This is a genomic window from Duganella sp. AC917 (genome assembly GCF_979258245.1).
Map to the genome: position 1 here is coordinate 3607344 of NZ_OZ409848.1, position 17884 is coordinate 3625227.

Consider the following 17884-nt stretch of genomic DNA (forward strand, 5'->3'; position numbering starts at 1 on the left):
GTTTCGATATCCTAATGGGGTTAATTCATGGCCTGCACTCTGTGCGCCAAGCCTTCCGCGAGTGCCTGTAATTGAAGCTCTCGATTGAGAATAAGTTGTTGGAGAGTCTGGCGCTCCCGGCTTGCTAGACCGACCAAGGCGACTATGCTCTCTTGATCCGCCAACGCAGGTACGCAAATCGTGAGTGACTCAAGTACCGGACGTCGGATACTGAGTTGACTGCTACCTTCTGCCGCCTGTTGAAGCTGACGCTGGAAAGGCGGTTGATTAATCTGCCATGCGAGGAAAGCAGGTAGGAGACGCGCCAAAGGTAGCACTTGCAGGTGAAAGAAATGGGGACTGCACACCGCCGGGCTGGGCGGTTCATCGATGCAGACCGCGTAAAAGTGAGCACCTTTCGAAACAAAGAGGACGTCACCCGCCTTGAGCCAGTCAGGCTGTTTTCGACCAGCTAAGGTAGTGCGCATGGCACCCGACCAATCCACCCCGAAATTCGGGTCCACGTCCTTCATCTGTAGGGCCAGCGCATCACCGCCGGCGGACTCCTCTATGGAACCACGGAAGGGATAGCCGCTCTTCAACAGGGCTACAGAACCAAGTAGCATTTTTTTTGCATCAATCATCATGATGCAATCATATCCGAACTTTGACGATGTAAGTAAAATTTCTGCATCACTGGCTTTGATGCATAATTTTAAAATTCCTCGAAGTGCTTAACTACGCCAGCCGGCAGTACATGGAGAGCACATACCACTACTCATCCATACAGTATTTAGGTTGTGCGCACCTAAACCGGATTTTCGCCACATTGGTGTCGATTAGCAGAAGTGGCCTTCCAATCCCCGTAGTCAGTCGCCCCCCGTCCAGCAGAGTGCGGCCAGGCAATCAATCGTATTTCGCTTGGCATTGTCCACGCATTCCAAGTTTATTCGGTTTTCATCCGTTAGTAGTTATCAACATATGTAGTTTTCATGATAACTTATGGTAACATCAAAAAGTTAATTTACCGAAACAGTCATTACGGCGTGAGCGCCGAATTATTTCGTCAAAGGGGCAATGCGTGTGGTCGGATAACGAGACAATAGTTGACTATTTAAACTTCGGAGTAGTTGCCGACGCATGTGCGAAACTTTTGCAGCAGTCCCGCGGTATGCCGATTTCGGTGGGGATTTCTGGTGGCTGGGGCGCCGGCAAAACCTCATTAGTGCGAATGATTGAAAGCCGCCTGAGGGAGTCCTCAATGCAGGACCAGAATACCTATGTTGTGGTCACGTTCAATCCGTGGCTTTACCAGGACTTCGAAGGTGCGCGCAGCGCCCTTCTTCAAATCGTCGGCGATGAGGTGCTTCGCCTGGCTGCTTCCAATGAAAAACTGCTCAACAAGGCCAAGCGACTTCTAAAACGGATAAATCTGCTTCGCCTTGCGCAGCTTGGAGGCGAAGCAGCGGTAACACTTTATACCGGCGTACCTGTTGGGTCGATTGGCCAAGCTATCGCTAAAGCGGGCGGATTCTTTGGCTTCGGAGGTAGCGACGACGACGCTGATGCGCACGATGACGCAGATGGCAAGGACGACAAAGGCGACGGGCTGCTTAAGCCGGCTGAGCCTATCTCTCTACCCAACGAAATTCAGGCTTTCCGAAATGCCTTGGAAGAGCTGTTAGAAGAGCTCAAAGTGACGCTGGTGGTTTTTGTGGATGACTTGGACCGCTGCCTGCCAAAAACCGCTATTTCAACGCTTGAGTCAATTCGACTCCTGCTCTTCCTCAAACGAAGTGCTTTCGTCATTGCTGCCGACAATGAGTTCATCCGTGGTGCTGTACGCGTGCACTTTGAGGGAACCCAGATATCCAGCGACGTCGCTACGAACTATTTCGACAAGCTGATCCAAGTACCACTCCACGTCCCTCGGCTTGGCACTAACGAAGCGAAGGCATATTTGGCGCTTCTCCTAATGGAGCGAGCAAATGCGGACGGCGACTTTGATGACTCTGACTTCGCCGCTGCGCTGAAAGCGATTCCCGCGCGACTCCAGGCAAGCTGGCGCGGAGACGCCGTCACCACCGAATTCTTGCAGAGTCTGATAAATACTGGCGACGCACAGATGAGCGCGCTGATGGAACTAGCTGAAGGACTAGCCCCCCTGCTCACCCAGTCCAAGGCAGTCAACGCAAATCCGCGTCTTATGAAGCGGTTCCTTAACATTGTTTATCTACGGTCCGCGCTTGCGGAACCTCAAGGTATCACCCTCGACATACCCTCGCTGGCCAAGTGGCATCTCGTCGAACGCTGTGATGAAGCCCTGGCGAATGCACTTAGCAGTTTGGTCACATCAGCATCCGACGGCCGTGTGAACGCGCTGCGTGAAGCTGAGTCGCTCGCCGCTGATCCGGATGCGAAGCTTCCCGAACCATTTACGGACGCCCCTTTCACGCGTGATTGGTTGCAGCTTCATCCGGCACTTGGCGAGACGGATTTGCGGCCACTGTTGCATCTCAGCCGGGACACTGCGACGCGGGACTTCGGCACAGACAACATGAGTCCAGAAGGCCGCGCATTGCGTGATGCGCTCGTCAGTGCGACGAATTCCAACGGTCCGTTGACCCAGGCCATTACGGCTGCTGGCGCGACTCAATCAGAGATGGCGATGGTTCGTGCGTGGCAATTAAAGGCATCGAAGCGAACCTGGCGAGCTGGCGAAGATGTAGTTTCGCTCATTGAACCGTGCAAGGTTTTCAGCCAACTAGGCGCAAAGGCTGCAGCTCTGCTGAGCGAGGCGCCTGTAGCAGATATTGGCCCCGGCATCATCCCTTTGCTCTACGCGCAAACTTGGGCACATCCTGTTCTTGATAAGTGGGAGCTCGCTCCGTTGGTGGATAAGAAGGCAAAAGCGGCCATTCAACATGCAAAGAAAGCGACTCGCTGATGGGGACCTCTACCTCGAGCTCCGGTGGCAAAGGCGGCTCTCCATTCGATCCGGAATGGCTTACGCCAGATGCTTCGGGCGATGGTAATGAATCTGGCGATGCTGAAGCTTCGGAATCCGAGCCGGTCGACGACGAGGGTGAAAACAACTCCAGCGAGCCAGCCCAAGGTGACCCCGGTCAAGAAGAAGCTGCAACCGCCCCCAGCCGCCGCTTCGCCGCTGCGCGCACACAAATGTCTGCTTACCTCGCTGGCGGTGGCCGCGAGTCGTTACGCTCTGCGGCGAAGAGCATGGTCAACAAGGGGATGGGAGGGCCTCGGCGTGCTGCCTCCACTATGAGAGGCACAGCGAAAGGAGCTGGCGCCTTGGGCCAGTTCTTAGCATCGGCACGCGACCGATCAGATGCACGCGTCACTGACTGGGTTGACCGGGTACGTCAAGGGAATCTCTCTGCTGATGACCTCATCCTTGAATTGGTCAAAGAAGTGCTCCCCGATACTGGGAGCACGGATGACGAGTCTCTGCGCAACGCTGCGGCTGAAGCTCTCGGTCAGCTGTATGAGCTAAATCCTGGCATCGATATCTTCGCACTCACGGACTCGCAAATTCACGACGTAATGGCCATCACCATCGCTAGCGATGTCTGCAATCGCATGGACCTCCAACTGGGGCAAACCTACGAACGATTGAAGTACAGTCCGCAACAGATTCAACTGTATCGGAAGGATGTGAGGGAATATGTGCAGTCCGAGGTCCATGTCATCATGGAGCGGCGTGCGGCGGCCGGCTACGATCCTAAGCGACTGGCGTATGAAGTGTTGCAATCAACGCTGGAGGTCTTTGCTTCATGAAGTTTATATGTACATCTGTCGAAAACTTACCAAATACGCTCGCAACGGGCGAACGTGCGTTCACGTTGTTCAAGAGCGCCGGACTTCCGGCGGTGGGGACCATTGCAAGGGGCTGGAGGGGATCGCTCAAGCGCAAAGGCTTCGCTCCCTCCGCGCAGACCTGGGACTTTGTCCAATTTTGCTTGGCAGTCTGCGCAGCAGACTTGGCAGGGGTTCGAAGCACGAGCGCCGATGGCTGGACGCGCAGCATAGAGCTCACAGTCGGCCTTAACGCGCCGCTGGATTGGACACCGCTAAAAGACCATGCCGAAGCCATGCTGAAAGTACTGACTGGCGACTACTGGACACTTCATTTCGTTGACGGTGGAGTCCCACCACCTAACGGAAATCCACAGCCGCTTGATCGCGATTGTGTGTCGTTGCTATCGGGTGGACTAGACAGCCTCATTGGCGGTATCGATCTAATCCGCCAAGGGCGTCGACCGCTGCTGGTGTCACAGTTGGCACATGAGGACTCTGAGCGGCAACGACATTATGCGACTGTCCTCGGTGGCAGAGAAACTCATATGCAATGGAGTCACGGCATAAGTTTTTCCGGCCCGCGTGAGTCATCCACTCGTGGTCGCTCCCTGGCATTTTACGCCTTTGCGGTTCTAGCAGCCTCGAGAGTCGTTGGTTCGCCGGTTTCAATCTACGTTCCAGAAAACGGATTTATCTGCATAAATCCACCGCTTGTACCAGGCAGAGTCGCCAGCCTCAGTACGCGTACGACACATCCTCTCTTTATTGCGATGCTCCAGGAGTTGCTGGACCGGCTGGGGGTTGAGGTTAAACTTGAGCTACCCTATCGCTTCAAGACTAAAGGGGAGATGATGCGCGAATGCCTGGATCAGGCGCTACTTACAACGTTGGCGTCAGACTCTACCAGTTGCGGCCGATTCCGAACTTACAACCGCGTACACTGTGGGCGCTGTGTGCCGTGCATGATTCGCAAAAGTGCGTTCCTCGCGTGGGGGCCAGATCGCGACACTACCCGGTACGTCCATACAACTCTTGCAGGCTCGGACAAGGCCAGCGGGCCGGATGATCCGATGGCTGCCGCTTTGGCCGTTCTGACCGTACGCGACCAAGGTCTTGACCGATTCCTTGGCGCGTCATTGGCGTTCGCGTCAAGCAATGACCGTGCTTCGTACAGAAATGTGCTCGATACTGGGATTCAAGAACTTGAGGCGCTGCTCCAAGCAGATGGAATATTGTGATGGATTTTCACTGTCACCTAGACCTCTATCCGCGCGCACGGGAGGTCTACAAGGAAGCATTACACCGTAATGAATTTACCTGGTTAGTGACGACAAGCCCGAAAGCGTTTGAGGCGACAACTCGAGTTTTAGGTAGCTCGCCCAAGGTACTTATCACTCCTGGCCTCCATCCCGAAATTGCTCATGACCGCGCGGCGGAACTAGAGTTATTGCTCGAACAAATTGCAATCGCACCAGCGGTGGGCGAAGTCGGGCTTGACGGTTCAGCACGATTCAAGCATTCGTATGAAATTCAGCGACATATCTTCCAGTCTGTCATTCGGCGCTGTAGTGAGGTGGGCGGACGCGCCTTAAGCATTCACTCACGCGGGGCTGTAATGGATGTGCTGGCGACTTTACAAAAGCACCCAGGTTTTGGAACAGCTATATTGCATTGGTTTTCCGGGACTCCTGCCGAACTGCGAGCCGCAGAAGCGTTCGGGTGCTGGTTTAGTGTTGGGCCAGCGATGTTCGAATCCGCCAGCGGTCGCGCTCTTGCAACGAAGATGGCTCGAGAAAAAATTGTCCCCGAAAGCGATGGGCCATTTGCAAAAGTAGCGGGGGCCACGGTCATGCCTTGGAGCGCCCACGATACCGCCGCGCGCTTAGCGTCGCTATGGGGCGTGCGGATCGAAGAAGCTGCCGCCACTCTTGCTCGCAACAGTCATCAGTTGCTCCGACTAATGGGCCGTTCATAGCGTTATGGTCGCAGATTTCACAAGCTTAGTGTCCTCTCCCAAATGTTTGAACTGAATATATTCGAATAAAGCATACGCATGAAGCCTACACAGTCCCCGCAACAATTCATAGAGAGAGTGCGCCGCTCATTTCTCGTAGGCGACGAGCTCCCGGAGCATCTTCAAGAGGGTGCACTGAATCTTCAGACGCAGCTCAACAACGCACTGAAGCTTCTGTCGGAAGACCTCTACTCTAAGAAGTCTCACTTCGTCTTGGAGCTCGTTCAGAACGCCGATGACAACAGCTACCGGGAGGGAACCACCCCCGAACTGACCTTTAAAATCAGGCCAGGCCGACTCGTGCTATCTAACAATGAAATTGGCTTCACCGAGGACAACATCAGCGCGATCTGTAAGGTGGGGGCGAGTTCAAAGGCCGAGGACAAACAACATCACATCGGTGAGAAGGGCATAGGTTTCAAGTCCGTGTTCTCAGTGTCAACCGCACCGGAAATTCATTCGAATGGCTTCCATTTTCGGTTTGATCGCACCGAGCCGACTAACCTTCTCGGTTATGTAGTTCCAACCTGGTGCGAGCCGCCCGAGGATGCACGCCCCGACCACACCACCATCATCCTCCCCGCAGCGCCGGGTTACGTCTTCAACGATTTAACGGTCTCTGACTTGGACTCCCGCGTCCTACTCTTTCTCAACAAACTCCGCCAACTAACGCTCGTTCAGGGTGACGTCCAGCGGCTGTACCGACGGACCGATCACGAAGGCGTCTCTCAGCTCACTACGTCAACAACGACTACTGACGGTAAATCTAGCGAGGTGAGCCTTAGGTACATGCGTGTGACTAAGGCTTTTCCTATGGTCGACGAGTTCGCCGACACAAAGCGACCTGGGGTGCACGAGTCAACCGTTATTCTGGCGTTCCCCCTCGACGAAACGGGTGCGGCCATCCTGGAGCCGGCATCCTATGTGTTCGCGTACCTGCCGATCCACCAAGTTGGATTCCGGTTTCCCCTGCACGCGGACTTTATTCTCAACTCCGGGCGAGAAGGCGTCCTGAATGACCGGCTTTGGAACCATCGCCTTCGCGATGGCTTAGCCGAAACTTTCGCTTTGGCGTTGAACGAGTTCAAAAAGTCCTCTGCGCTTGCGCTCACCTATCTCCGGTATGTGCCGGAGGACACCGACATCGCGGACGGTTTTTTTGGGGAAGTACGCCAAAAGATTGTCGACCGCCTGGCTGGTGAAGAAAGCCTCCCGTCCGCATCGGGCACATGGCACCTCCCAAGCGCCCTAAGACTAGCAGATAAAGGGTTTCGCACCCTCTTCCCGTCCGCCCTGGCACTATCGCTCTTCGGATTCGACTACGTTGATTCGCGCGTCCAAAGTGGTCATGGCCTGCTTCGCGAACTTGGTGTCCGCGATGTTGGTTATTCGGAAGTAATTGAGGTCTTCAGGTCTCATCAAGTTTGGTTGGCTGAACAGCCTCTGGAGTGGCGTGCCAACCTGTACGCCTTCATTGCAGACGACTTGGCAGCGTTTGTCAAAGCGGGGCTACTCAAGGTGCCTTGCCTGCCGACGTCTAACGGTACCTACGTTGCTCCGACCCAGACGAGTGTTTTCTTTCCTTTGGGGCGCGGCAAGAAGTACGGGTTCGAGCACGAGCTTATCGTGCTGGACAGCGAGCTCTATGAAGCGGCGCTTGAGCGCTCAACGGAAGCAAAAGCTCTATTCGATGCTCTGAAGGTCCGCGCGGACGCCCCATACGAGTTAGTGGTTTCGCACATTCTTCCGAGACACGCTGGTGACGCCTGGAAGAAATCCAAGTTCGAAGCGCTAGTTGGCCACCTACGGTACGTGAAGGACAAGCTAAGTGCCTTTTTGGAGGAGGCCGCCACCCGTGGGAAGACGCACTCGCAGGCGTATCAGATGCTTCGTGAAGGAATATGGATTGGCACAAAACTCGTCAGCGCGAGCGGCACGTGGACCTTCGAACGTGTCAGTGACATGTATCTCGGCAAAGAGTACAAGCCCGAGTTTTGCATCGAGACCCTTACCGCTGGCGAGCCTGGAGCGGCAAGCTATGTGTCCGCAGAATACCTTGGGCAGAAACCCAAGGACATCGACTCCGAAGCAAAGTCCTGGCGTGAGTTCTTTGTAGCCCTAGGGGTAAGAACGTCCCCTGCCGTCGATGCTTTGGGGACGAATTGGAAGAGCAGCAAGGAGTTGGACCTCTTGCTTAACACTTCAAGTCCGACGATTCGAAGGGAGACGCTGGAGTGCCTCAGCCGGCATTGGGCAATATATTCGAGCAAGCTCACCTGCCTGGTGAACGCCGGACGGAACCGAGTCGCCTCGGTAGATACTGTATTTGCCAGGCAGATTCGGGAGATGGCAGCGCCGCTGCGCGGAAAGAAGGTGACGGTTCCACTGTCTGAAACCTATTACATGACTGAGGAACTGCGTGTAACGCTTGGCGATGGGCTTCCTTACGTCGATGCGATCATGATCCCTCAGATGCTGGACGACTGTCGGATAACGCACCGTGTGAATGCGGAATCCTTAGTCAAACGCCTCAAACAACTGAAGCAGAACGACACCGGCACTACAAAACAGGTTCAGGCCATCTACCGAGTCTTGGAAGCGCGACTCTGGGACTCGGACTCGTCTTTCATTCGGCAATCGTTCGAGAACAGTGGGCTAATTCAGTTGAAGGGGCCTCATAAGGGCTGGTTCAACCCCAGCGAGGTTGCATGGCTGACCAATGGCCAGTTCCTCGATTCACTATATCCCCCGGTCCAGAGTTTGTACAAAGACTTCCAGGGCTTCTTCGTCGAAAAGCTTCGCGTACCACGATTACTCCCGATTTCAAAGAGGGTGGACGCTCTGATGCGACTGGACGAAATCGCCGATAAGGCTACTCGCGAAGCAGAGGCGCTCGCCATCTACAAACGAGCGGAGCAAGCGTTAAAGCCGCAGTTCGGGAAAGAAATCGAAGTACCCGACTGGATAGACAAGTTTGCCGAAGGGGCCGTGTTCGTCGACCACTGGGGAGAGGTTGTTGGCAACAGCGACCATCTGTTCGCCAACGATTCCGCAGCGTTGGCCGAGCTCTTCGCGGATCAAGAGGGTTTGTCGTTCCTTGCCATTCCGTCGGTCGAAGTACCCCGGCTCAGCCGGCTGCTCAATGCCGCAGCCGTTGCTCGGCTGTCGGCGTCGGTCTCTGTTGAGGTCGAGGGGGCCGGCGGCGGTAAGGTCGACACCGACCTGACATCGCGGGTGCACAGGGCGGTGCCATATATAGCCAGAGTTCTTTACTCCCGGCAGCCGGAGGCGTTCGAGAGTGCGCTAGAAGCAGGAAGGCTGACCGCGTTGTGGAACGTGACGGTTGCCGAAGTCGAGACGGTGAGCCTGCGGGTGAGGCTGGGTGAGTTCAGTCGCGGTACAACAACCGATGCAGCAATGGCGGATGGGCAAGTGCTCTACCGTGCGAATGCGAAGTCGCTAAAGGACAGGGTCGCCGCAGAACTAAGTAAGTACCTTGTCGAGACGGTCGATTTCGCGGATACCTTCGCGCGGATTCTCCTCGAGAACGATGCCGAAGGCATTGAGGAATTCTTGGGCGTTGTGGCCATCGGCCACCTACCGGCCGACCTTGAGCGAGCCGTTCAACAACGCGAACAGCCTATGCAAGCCGATGTTGAACGGACTGGCGAAGAATCGGCGACGGATAACAGCACTTCTGGCATACCTGAGGAAGGCTTGCCAGGCGACAGCGGCGTAGCCGCTGACGATGCCTCTCCCGCCGAGCCGGCAACAGACGAGCCTACAGACGTGGCTGCCAGCACTAGCACGGTCGAGGAGGAAAGGTCCCTGCGGCCAGCAGGTTCCGCGCCAGTGCCATCACTGTCGTCGCCCCGGCCGAGTTCGCCTTCAGCGAATCAGCCAGCCCCCACACTGCCGAGACCATTGGCGTCATCGCTGCCCCTCCCGCCCACTGGCTCGCCCCCCCCGCCAACAGCGAATCGAGCTGATGCGAAGATTGGGCGGCCCTCGACTGGAGTCGTCCCTTCGCCTTCGAATGGCGATGGCTCAGTCGGCCCCCAACCTCACATGCTCCCAACCGCAGCAGCGAATCTCGATGGCGAGCCCCCGTCTTCTGTCGCCCCGCCCGTCGCAAGTTCGCCTAGCTACAAGGGGTCAGACGCGCCCTCGCAGGGCGCCGCCATGCCTCCCGGAGGCAACGTTCACTTGCAACCGCCGCGCGCCAGGACAGGGCGGCTCCTGAGCTACGTTGAGGGCCCGGCCGACCCTGACCGACCTAAATCGGGAGAAGACCCGGACAAGGCAAAAGCAAGGGACGCCGTCGGACGTGCCGCAGTGCTCTATTTCCTGAAAACGCAAGCAAAGCGCTGGGCCTCCTTGACCGAGATGCCTCACAACAACCCCGGTTTCGACATCCTCGTCAGAAATGCCTCTGGCGAGGATGAATATGTTGAGGTAAAAGGTCAGAGCGGCGCGTGGACCCAGGAGGGAGTCGCGCTAACTCCTACCGAGTTGCTAATGGCTCAAAGGATGAAGGACCGCTACTGGCTCTGCGTGGTCGAGTTCGCCCAGGACGAAAAGAGGCGCCAACTTCACCTTTTAAAGAATCCTTTTGGCCTAGTCACCCAGTTCAGATTCGACGCGGGATGGAAGGCAGCAGCTGAAAATATACTCGTTGCACCAAGTGTTCCGGAGAAGGGCCTCTACATCGACATCGCTGGAGTAGGCTCTGGCCGGATTCTCAGCGTCCGTGGCAGAGGTGCATTCTTCAACGTGCATGTGATCCTAAAGAATGGGAAGCAGGTGAATTCGCTATTCCATCCAGTCAAGATGAGTCTATCGACGGAGCCTCTGTGGCAAGAATGATTCCACTCTTGGATGAAGAACGTCTGCGAGCAATACAGTCTCGCGCCGAAGCGCGCTTCTATGCCGCATGCCGCGATCAGCTACCTAACGACGTCCTCGTCATATACAGCGCCAACTGGCTCTATCGCGATGGCCGAGGCCGAATCAACGAGGGAGAAGCGGACTTCACGCTAGTGTCGCCAAGCTTCGGCGTTCTAGCAGTTGAGGTAAAAGGGGGCGGCATCCACTTCGACCCTGCCGTCGGCGCCTGGCACTCGGTGGATCGAAACGGTAGGTCGAATCCTATAAAGGACCCATTCAGGCAAGCGTCCAGTGAACGACACGCGCTACTGGACCAAATTGCCGACCACGCAAACTGGCGCCAGTTCGGCGGAGGAAGATTCACTCTCGGACACGCGGTGGTGTTCCCTGACATCCACGACTCGGCCCCGCTCCTGGGGCCAGACCGACAGCGCGACATCGTCGGCGTGAACGCTGACCTTAGCGACGTGGCCGACTGGGTCCGACGCGTAATCCGATTCTGGCATCAGCCCATAGATACCCCGCTCGGCGCCAGAGGGGTACGAGTCATTGAAGGCATTCTGTGCAATCCCATCGACGTGCGTCCCGTGTTGCGCGCGGCTGTAGACCAGGCCGAAGCCCACCGAATTCGTCTGACCGCCAACCAAGCAAAAGTGCTTCGCGTTATTGGTGGCCGTCGGCGAGCTATTGTGTCCGGTGGAGCTGGTACGGGGAAGACACTGCTGGCTGTCGAGAAGGCAAAGCAACTTGCAGACCGAGGTCTCAGCGTGCTCTTACTTTGCTACAACCGGCCGCTGGCAAACTTCCTAGCCCAAGGTCTGAGCGAGACGCCGCGGATTCAGGCGCAAAGTTACCACCAACTCTGTGACCAGAAAGCTCGCGCGGCGAAAGAGGCAGGTCGTGACGTCTTGAAAGAAGCGGTGCAAGCGTACCCAGGTACGGGTGACAAGCAGCTGTTCGACCTCCAAATGCCGTTTGCGCTTGCACTCTCTGCGGAAATCCTGCCCGAACGTTTTGACGCCGTGGTGGTAGATGAAGCACAGGATTTCAGCAACGAATATTGGCTCGGCGTCGAGATGCTACTTCGCGACCAAGAACTCGGTCATTTCTATATCTTCATTGACCATAACCAGGCGCTGTACTCACGAATCGCGGTGCTGCCCATCGAGGACGAGCCATTCCACCTGACGACGAACTGTCGTAACACGGCGCCAATTCACGAAGCTGCCTACCGATTTTATCTAGGTGATGTAATTGACCCGCCGGAATTACAAGGTCCGGCGATCACCTGGAGTAGTCAGAATAGAGATGAGGACCAGGCAGATGAAGTCGTTCGGCGGGTACATCAGTGGATCAACATTGAAGGCATCGATGCTCAAGATGTCGTCGTTCTAGTGACGAAACGTCCCAAAGCGTTCTATTACACACTCCTCCAGCAGCGCCCGGACGCCGGAAAGGTGCGGTGGGCCATCGAGGTGCACAGCCAGCGCTCTTCGGTGCTCCTGGATACGGTTGCGAGATTCAAGGGTCTCGAAAGCCAGGCTGTCGTGCTGTGGCTCGGTGACGAGGTGCTGGATGAAGAACTATGGGAGACCGTCTATGTGGGAATCACTAGAGGGAAGTCACTGCTCGCGGTAGTTGGCACGAGCAGAGTCCTTCAAGCCGTTCGAGAGTATGTATGCGGCTAATTCAACATCGGCGAATAGAGAGAACTTACGAATCGTTACCTGTTGAACGCAATCGAGCAATCAGCGGTTGGAACCGCTGAGATTCATATCATCGAAGCCCGAGCTTAATAGGTGGTGGCAGAATTGCATCTAATTTCTGTTGCAAAGACTGAACCTCATTGGAGAGCTCAATAATACGTAAATCTGCACTGACCAATAGCGACTGTACTTTATCACGCTGGTTCACAGTATCCGCGAGTTGTTCTTTGAGCGACCTTTTTGCAGCCTTTTTCCGCTTCGCCTTTTGAGCCGCAATTTGATCTTTTGGATTGTGAAGCTCCACATATGCTTGAATTTCCCTGACGAGAAGCGGATAACGATTTTTTTTTAACGCAGTTGAATCACGTCCCGCTTCTAACGCGACGTTGTTCTGAGACACGCCGCTCCCTTTCGGCAATACGATGGGATTGTTATTCTTCAAGCGTAGAAACGCGTCGCGGAATCGCTGCTCGGCGCCTTGCATTTCAACTGGTTGAGATGACATTAAGAAAATTCTCCATTGATTGAAACTCTTTAAGAAGCGCATCGTGGCGTGGATGCCCTTGCGACAATCGCGACAGTTCATTTGATATTCGACGCATATCGGACGCAATTTGACCGCCTTTCTGGGTGTCGTACAGAACCTCAGTGCAAGGCTTTGCGCCATCGCCGCCAGCGCACCTTGCCACCGACTCAATGCCACCATACTCGCATACACCCGCCCTCATACATCCGCCGAGCCGGTTTTCACGGAAACTGATTTTTCCATTTTTAGCCATCAAGATTAACGCTTTCGTATCTTTCGCACTAAGCACATTAACCGCGAACGTTGCCTTACGGTCGTGCGTGTGTGGCGACACAAATCTGTCACCAATGGCGGCGCGTGTCGCTATCGCAGCTTGCGCTTTATACATTGCTGCAAGCACAAGCGTTTCTACCTCTTTGTTCAACTTTAGCCGTGTGAAATTCCGACCATAATATAAGGGCATCAAGCGAGAACTATGTTTCATCTGATACTGCATTGTGCTATCAGAGACCATCCCTGAAGCAAACATGTTCACAGCACCAGTGCGGCGGTATTGATGCCAATTCAACGGCCACATCTTACCCACAGCGAATTTTTCCTTAGGTAGATTCGGAGTGAGGCGCAAAGCCACTTCTAAGTCATCCGCAGAAATTGTTAGCATGTCCTTGTCAAACAACAGCGGATATTTGTTAGGCCATTTCCCCAAATCCGTAACTGGTTGACGAATTTCGTACGAAGATGCATGACCGACTGCTGCACCCCACGGCTCAGTCGACGAACTCCACAAGTAAGGATCGGCCACGTCTTTTTCACTTGGGTGAATAAGCGGATTCGCGATGTCGCATTTCATTCGGAGACGAGCAATTGCTGCCAAAGCTTGAATCGCGATCTCTGCGCTGGGACTTGCCACCCACCTGGCGTCCGAATCAGCAATTGTCTTTGTTGTCTCACCACAGATGATCGGCACTCGCCCCAACCTCTCATCACTTTCCCAAATCAGGCAGCTGGCCCTGAGAGACGCAACCTCTTCTTTGCGCTGCAAAGTAAAGTTTGCAATGTAAGCCAGTCCGGCGAAGGCGACAGTAGACATATAGCCCGCGAACTTCTTGACCCCAACACTATCCTGGTCGCACTCGACCCATTTGCACAGAAGATCAGATATACCAAAATGTGCGGCTGTTTCTGAGAATTTTCCGCAGTAAGTTCCCGGAGTTTTTTTGTTAAAAGGAGCTTTGTATGCGTCCTTTCCAGGAATGAGAGCAGCCTCCAACGATCCGTAGTTTTCAACATACGAGTCCAAGCAAAATTGAAAACATGTTTCGATTTTCTCGCGGTGAGCGAGGAAGTCAGTCAAACATTCGCGGAGGCGCTCGACCTGGTAGGCCCAAATTCGCGGTGGAATATACGGAGTTTGCACCACATCATGTTCAGGGATAGCTGCGGCTAATCTAGCAAGCGCTTCCGGGTCTAAGATCGTGAAGTCCAAAATGTGCCGGGCGTCGTAAAGCCTATGAAGGATTCCAAGGACAACCGCAAATTTGCTAGGCGGCAATACTTCAGGCAGTAGCTCTAATACCTTAGGATAACGCATCAGCCTAGCCGCGCTTATGCCATTCTGGCTGCACAGCGCAACGATCTGGCGGAGCATTGAAATATCCAACATGAGAGTCTTCACCGATGCCGAAGCGCGATGCCCCCAAATTAACCAGGTCGCAATCATCCTCATCACGTAAGCATTATCTGCGTCAAGGCGCACTGCCTTACCGACGTCACCGTCGCCAAAATTGATTTTGGCTCGCTTTCCTTGCCACAGCGATAAGTCCCACGTTGGATCGCTCCAACGCGAAACTGTTTCACCTTGTTTATCGATAACCACAGGCCAGTCGGGGGGCGGGGGCCACGACGGCGGTCGATAGTTGACAGAACTTGAGGAAACAAATGGGCTATCGATTCCAAAGGTAAGCTCTTGAAGGTCAACTTTCATTAGCAGGGCCTCCTTCCACAGCGTCAATCAGATAAGACCACTGTTCATGGTGGTGCCCCTCGTCCGTGCGCGCCAGTGCTTCTTCGACCCGTTCTCGGCGTACGCTGTTTGATTCCCTAAACCAGATCAATTTTTCGCTCAACCTTTGCACGACTTCCTCTGCGGGGTGCTTCCCATTGCGGACTTCCTTATGCTGATAGTTTCGGCTTAATTCAAGACTCTTCAAATATCGAAAGCTCGCCAGCGACCACACATAATCAAATGAGTCGATATCCCGGTGGTGCTCGCACCACAGGCATCCAGATGGAAGCACGCAGTCTGGTTCGGGAGCAGATGTAGGCTTCGTAACAAGTGGTATTGGGGTGCCAACGCATTCGCCCGGCGCTGCTGCAATAGACTGTCGACGAGCAGCAAGAGACGGATCATTGTGCAGATGAAAGTTCGTGATTTCGCTGATTGCGAGCTGTAGCGACGGCCTCTCATAAAAACGAATTAAAGTCTTCTCATGATGCTGAGCCACTTCGGCTGACATCGCTAAATCCCCGCTCCTGCGCAGAAGCCAGTTGATGCGCGTGCCGCGCAACATACTAGGAGTCGTCCAATCGACCGTCGCATTCTTGCACGCTTCACGAATTGAACCGAATGCCGGGCGGCGGCCTTCCCTAGCACCACGCACCCTAATTATTGGGAAAAGCCGTGCCTCCGCATTCGGAAAAGTTTTCCGCCTCCAATCCAAATATCGCTCAAAATGACTCCGGTATTCACTAAAAATTTCAAAGAGGACTTCGCCATTGCGTCGACCTTTATAGTCTCTGATTTTATAGCCGTCGATGTCGCTGAAATAACTAAAGCGAAATAAAGGAAGCGTTAACGCTTCTGTCAAGTTGCTACCAGTCTGTCCAATAAACATGAGTAGCTCCGCTTGAATTCGCATGTTCACGAGATTTCTCCTGTGATGATTTTCTAGTGAAAGATCATTTTTGAATGCTAAGTCCGCCATCGTGGAAGTACGGACACTGTCTGGCCGCCTGTTCTCCGCAGCACCGGGCAACGAGCCGGATGCGCATACCTCAATTTTACGACCGTCGCTGAGCTGAATATACGTCGGCCGCTCCCCCCGGATTACATCGATGCTCAGCCCATCACATATGTCCTGGAGCAAGTGGCCAAAGGCAAAAGTGCTGTTTAACATTTGTTTATCCGCACTCACCCCCAAGGGCGTTTTTAAGCCCGTTGGCCGCCTGAGCCGCGTGACTTCAACTAATGGCGTCATTCTCCCCAGAGCGTGGTCTAAAACTTGTCCGCACAAGCGTGCATAGTCGTAAGCGCTGTTTGGAAGTAAATTTTTAATTACTCTGACTCGATGTAACAAATGTTCGGCCCACTCGAGATAGGTGCTCTGCACAGATTCAGGACCTAACGTCAAATCAGACATATCCGCCCAAGCAAAAAAACGGGAAAAAACTGCAATTTGCTCTGTAGCTGTCTCATGGCTTCCGCCTCCGGCGAGCATTCCGTTGATGTACTCATGCGCGTTTTGAACGAGCGGTACCCGGTCAGTTAGCACCTGCCCCAACTCCCCCCGCTCAATTGCTTGTTTCACCCGGTCTACACGAAGGCCCGCGCCCCCTTTATAAAGAAGCCGTTCGAAATCCGGCTTCGTGACATTCTCCCCGAGTGGAATTAAAGGGAAATCTAAAGAAAAATAGGTCGATTCATCACGCATGGTATTCTTCCCAACGACGATTCACTACGCCTGAAAACATCGCATTAAACTCACTCCCCATTTCCATTTTTATCGGAGCCTGCTGGTGAAATTTTACATAGAGAAAAGTGGTCTTATCATCCCTATGCAACAACGCATCCCGCACGAAAGCGATAGCAGCGCCCGGGTCGGCGACGCGTAACGCCACATCCATGAGCAAAGTTCCAAAAGTGGCACGTGTCTGATGAAACTTAAAGCTCTCCATGAACCGCAGGCCGAAATTAAGGCCGTCACGGCGAAGGTCTGTCATCAACCGGTTGAACGAACCCGGTTCGTAATAATTCCCCCTAACCGTTAGGAACAACAGTCCCCTATTTGATTCAATGGCGAGAGCCTGACGCCTCAGTCGGCGCACGGAGTATGCGTAAGCCTTTAGTTCATCGATTAAAAACTTCGGTACCAGCAACTCCCCGGACACGTCAAATTTTGTTTTTACTCCAGTTCCTGGCCCCACACGCATCCGGTATGTATCTGGAGTCTGGACGTCCGGGTATGCTCCTTCGATGTCCTTTACGCCTATAGTGGTAATCGTTTCGATGCGTGCGCCTGTAAGAATCCCGAGCGACAGCATATGACTCAATTCCAACGGGCTGTGCTCTTTTGAGAATTCCAATAATTGGACGGCGTGCTCGCTCCTTAGAGGTGTGAGACCGTCCTCTAAGCGGAGCCCTGGCCTGGTTCGGTTGGGGATAGCGAGGTCTGAAGATGCGCGCAAAATCGCTCGGTCGAAGCCGACAGTATCGACATAGCGGATCAACACCGAACGGTCGTGCCACAAGACTGACTGCCGTTCCACAAAACCAAATGCTTTAGCATGACGGTAAAACTGGATGGCTGCCGCCATCCTTTCCGTGACCGTGGATGGTGCCAAGCTTCCTTCGTCCCTCCGTGTAATCAGGCTTCCTCGAAACAGCACAATTGCACGTTGGTCGCTGCGCGTTGGAAAATGTCGCCAGTCTAAACCGCCATTTTCCGTTTCCAACCAAGAGGCATAGTCGACTAGGTGCTTCATTAGCGTGTTGACAGTCTTGATACTTCCCCCCTTGGTCCCTGTAGCTCGTGTGATAGCCCAGTGATTTGCCTCGGACCACGGTTCGCCGCTATCCCAAAAAATTTGCGGGAGCTTATTGATGCGACGGCCCAATTTGCTATGCCCCCACACGACGACCCCGTCCTCAACTACCACTTGCATAGGCGTGTATAC

At 54.3% G+C, this 17884-nt stretch carries 11 protein-coding genes; 6 read left to right on the forward strand and 5 right to left on the reverse strand.

Translation table 11 applies throughout. The features are described from left to right. Positions 1-20 precede the first annotated feature (20 nt). Positions 21-626, reverse strand: a complete 606-nt coding sequence (locus ACZ0BA_RS15635; RefSeq protein ID WP_463452139.1) for a restriction endonuclease subunit S — start codon at positions 624-626, stop codon at positions 21-23. Positions 627-1060: 434 nt separating this feature from the next. Here ACZ0BA_RS15635 and ACZ0BA_RS15640 point away from each other — a divergent pair, with 434 nt between their 5' ends. From ACZ0BA_RS15640 to ACZ0BA_RS15665, 6 genes are all read left to right on the forward strand, one after another. Further along, positions 1061-2926, forward strand: coding sequence for a KAP family P-loop NTPase fold protein (locus ACZ0BA_RS15640; RefSeq protein WP_463452140.1), 1866 nt, complete (start codon positions 1061-1063; stop codon positions 2924-2926). Further along, positions 2926-3777: a Qat anti-phage system associated protein QatB gene (locus ACZ0BA_RS15645; RefSeq protein WP_463452141.1), complete on the forward strand. Its 852-nt coding sequence runs from the start codon at positions 2926-2928 to the stop codon at positions 3775-3777. The genes ACZ0BA_RS15640 and ACZ0BA_RS15645 overlap by 1 nt, the downstream gene beginning before the upstream one ends. Next, entirely contained in the window at positions 3774-5036 is a 1263-nt protein-coding gene (qatC, locus tag ACZ0BA_RS15650; RefSeq protein ID WP_463452142.1) for a Qat anti-phage system QueC-like protein QatC, read from the forward strand. The genes ACZ0BA_RS15645 and qatC overlap by 4 nt, the downstream gene beginning before the upstream one ends. Beyond that, a complete protein-coding gene (gene qatD, locus ACZ0BA_RS15655; RefSeq protein WP_463452143.1) occupies positions 5036-5773 on the forward strand; it encodes a Qat anti-phage system TatD family nuclease QatD in 738 nt (245 codons plus the stop codon). The genes qatC and qatD overlap by 1 nt, the downstream gene beginning before the upstream one ends. A 78-nt stretch (positions 5774-5851) precedes the next feature. Then, entirely contained in the window at positions 5852-10678 is a 4827-nt protein-coding gene (locus ACZ0BA_RS15660) for a protein NO VEIN domain-containing protein (protein ID WP_463452144.1), read from the forward strand. Then, positions 10675-12387 carry a nuclease-related domain-containing DEAD/DEAH box helicase gene (locus ACZ0BA_RS15665; RefSeq protein WP_463452145.1) on the forward strand — a complete coding sequence of 571 codons (1713 nt, stop codon included), beginning with the start codon at positions 10675-10677 and terminating at the stop codon, positions 12385-12387. Before ACZ0BA_RS15660 ends, ACZ0BA_RS15665 begins: the two co-directional genes overlap by 4 nt. An 88-nt stretch (positions 12388-12475) precedes the next feature. Here the strand turns inward: ACZ0BA_RS15665 and ACZ0BA_RS15670 are convergent, their stop codons facing one another. From ACZ0BA_RS15670 to ACZ0BA_RS15685, 4 genes are read right to left on the reverse strand one after another with little or no spacing between them, the layout of a single operon-like run. Next, a complete protein-coding gene (locus ACZ0BA_RS15670; protein WP_463452146.1) occupies positions 12476-12910 on the reverse strand; it encodes a hypothetical protein in 435 nt (144 codons plus the stop codon). Further along, positions 12891-14915: a hypothetical protein gene (locus ACZ0BA_RS15675; RefSeq protein WP_463452147.1), complete on the reverse strand. Its 2025-nt coding sequence runs from the start codon at positions 14913-14915 to the stop codon at positions 12891-12893. The genes ACZ0BA_RS15670 and ACZ0BA_RS15675 overlap by 20 nt, the downstream gene beginning before the upstream one ends. Then, positions 14905-16641: a site-specific integrase gene (locus ACZ0BA_RS15680; RefSeq protein WP_463452148.1), complete on the reverse strand. Its 1737-nt coding sequence runs from the start codon at positions 16639-16641 to the stop codon at positions 14905-14907. Before ACZ0BA_RS15680 ends, ACZ0BA_RS15675 begins: the two co-directional genes overlap by 11 nt. After that, complete coding sequence (locus ACZ0BA_RS15685) at positions 16634-17524, reverse strand: site-specific integrase (protein WP_463452149.1); 891 nt, start codon at positions 17522-17524, stop codon at positions 16634-16636. Before ACZ0BA_RS15685 ends, ACZ0BA_RS15680 begins: the two co-directional genes overlap by 8 nt. Positions 17525-17884: the final 360 nt, after the last annotated feature.

What these genes read in the sequence shown, in the direction of transcription:
- ACZ0BA_RS15680 (WP_463452148.1), bottom strand. Translation starts at nt 16,641, where the DNA reads ATGCGTGATGAATCGACCTATTTTTCTTTAGATTTCCCTTTAATTCCA.
- qatD (WP_463452143.1), top strand. Translation starts at nt 5,036, where the DNA reads ATGGATTTTCACTGTCACCTAGACCTCTATCCGCGCGCACGGGAGGTC.
- ACZ0BA_RS15665 (WP_463452145.1), top strand. Translation starts at nt 10,675, where the DNA reads ATGATTCCACTCTTGGATGAAGAACGTCTGCGAGCAATACAGTCTCGC.
- ACZ0BA_RS15675 (WP_463452147.1), bottom strand. Translation starts at nt 14,915, where the DNA reads ATGAAAGTTGACCTTCAAGAGCTTACCTTTGGAATCGATAGCCCATTT.
- ACZ0BA_RS15670 (WP_463452146.1), bottom strand. Translation starts at nt 12,910, where the DNA reads ATGTCATCTCAACCAGTTGAAATGCAAGGCGCCGAGCAGCGATTCCGC.
- ACZ0BA_RS15660 (WP_463452144.1), top strand. Translation starts at nt 5,852, where the DNA reads ATGAAGCCTACACAGTCCCCGCAACAATTCATAGAGAGAGTGCGCCGC.
- ACZ0BA_RS15645 (WP_463452141.1), top strand. Translation starts at nt 2,926, where the DNA reads ATGGGGACCTCTACCTCGAGCTCCGGTGGCAAAGGCGGCTCTCCATTC.
- qatC (WP_463452142.1), top strand. Translation starts at nt 3,774, where the DNA reads ATGAAGTTTATATGTACATCTGTCGAAAACTTACCAAATACGCTCGCA.
- ACZ0BA_RS15635 (WP_463452139.1), bottom strand. Translation starts at nt 626, where the DNA reads ATGATGATTGATGCAAAAAAAATGCTACTTGGTTCTGTAGCCCTGTTG.
- ACZ0BA_RS15685 (WP_463452149.1), bottom strand. Translation starts at nt 17,524, where the DNA reads ATGGCGGCAGCCATCCAGTTTTACCGTCATGCTAAAGCATTTGGTTTT.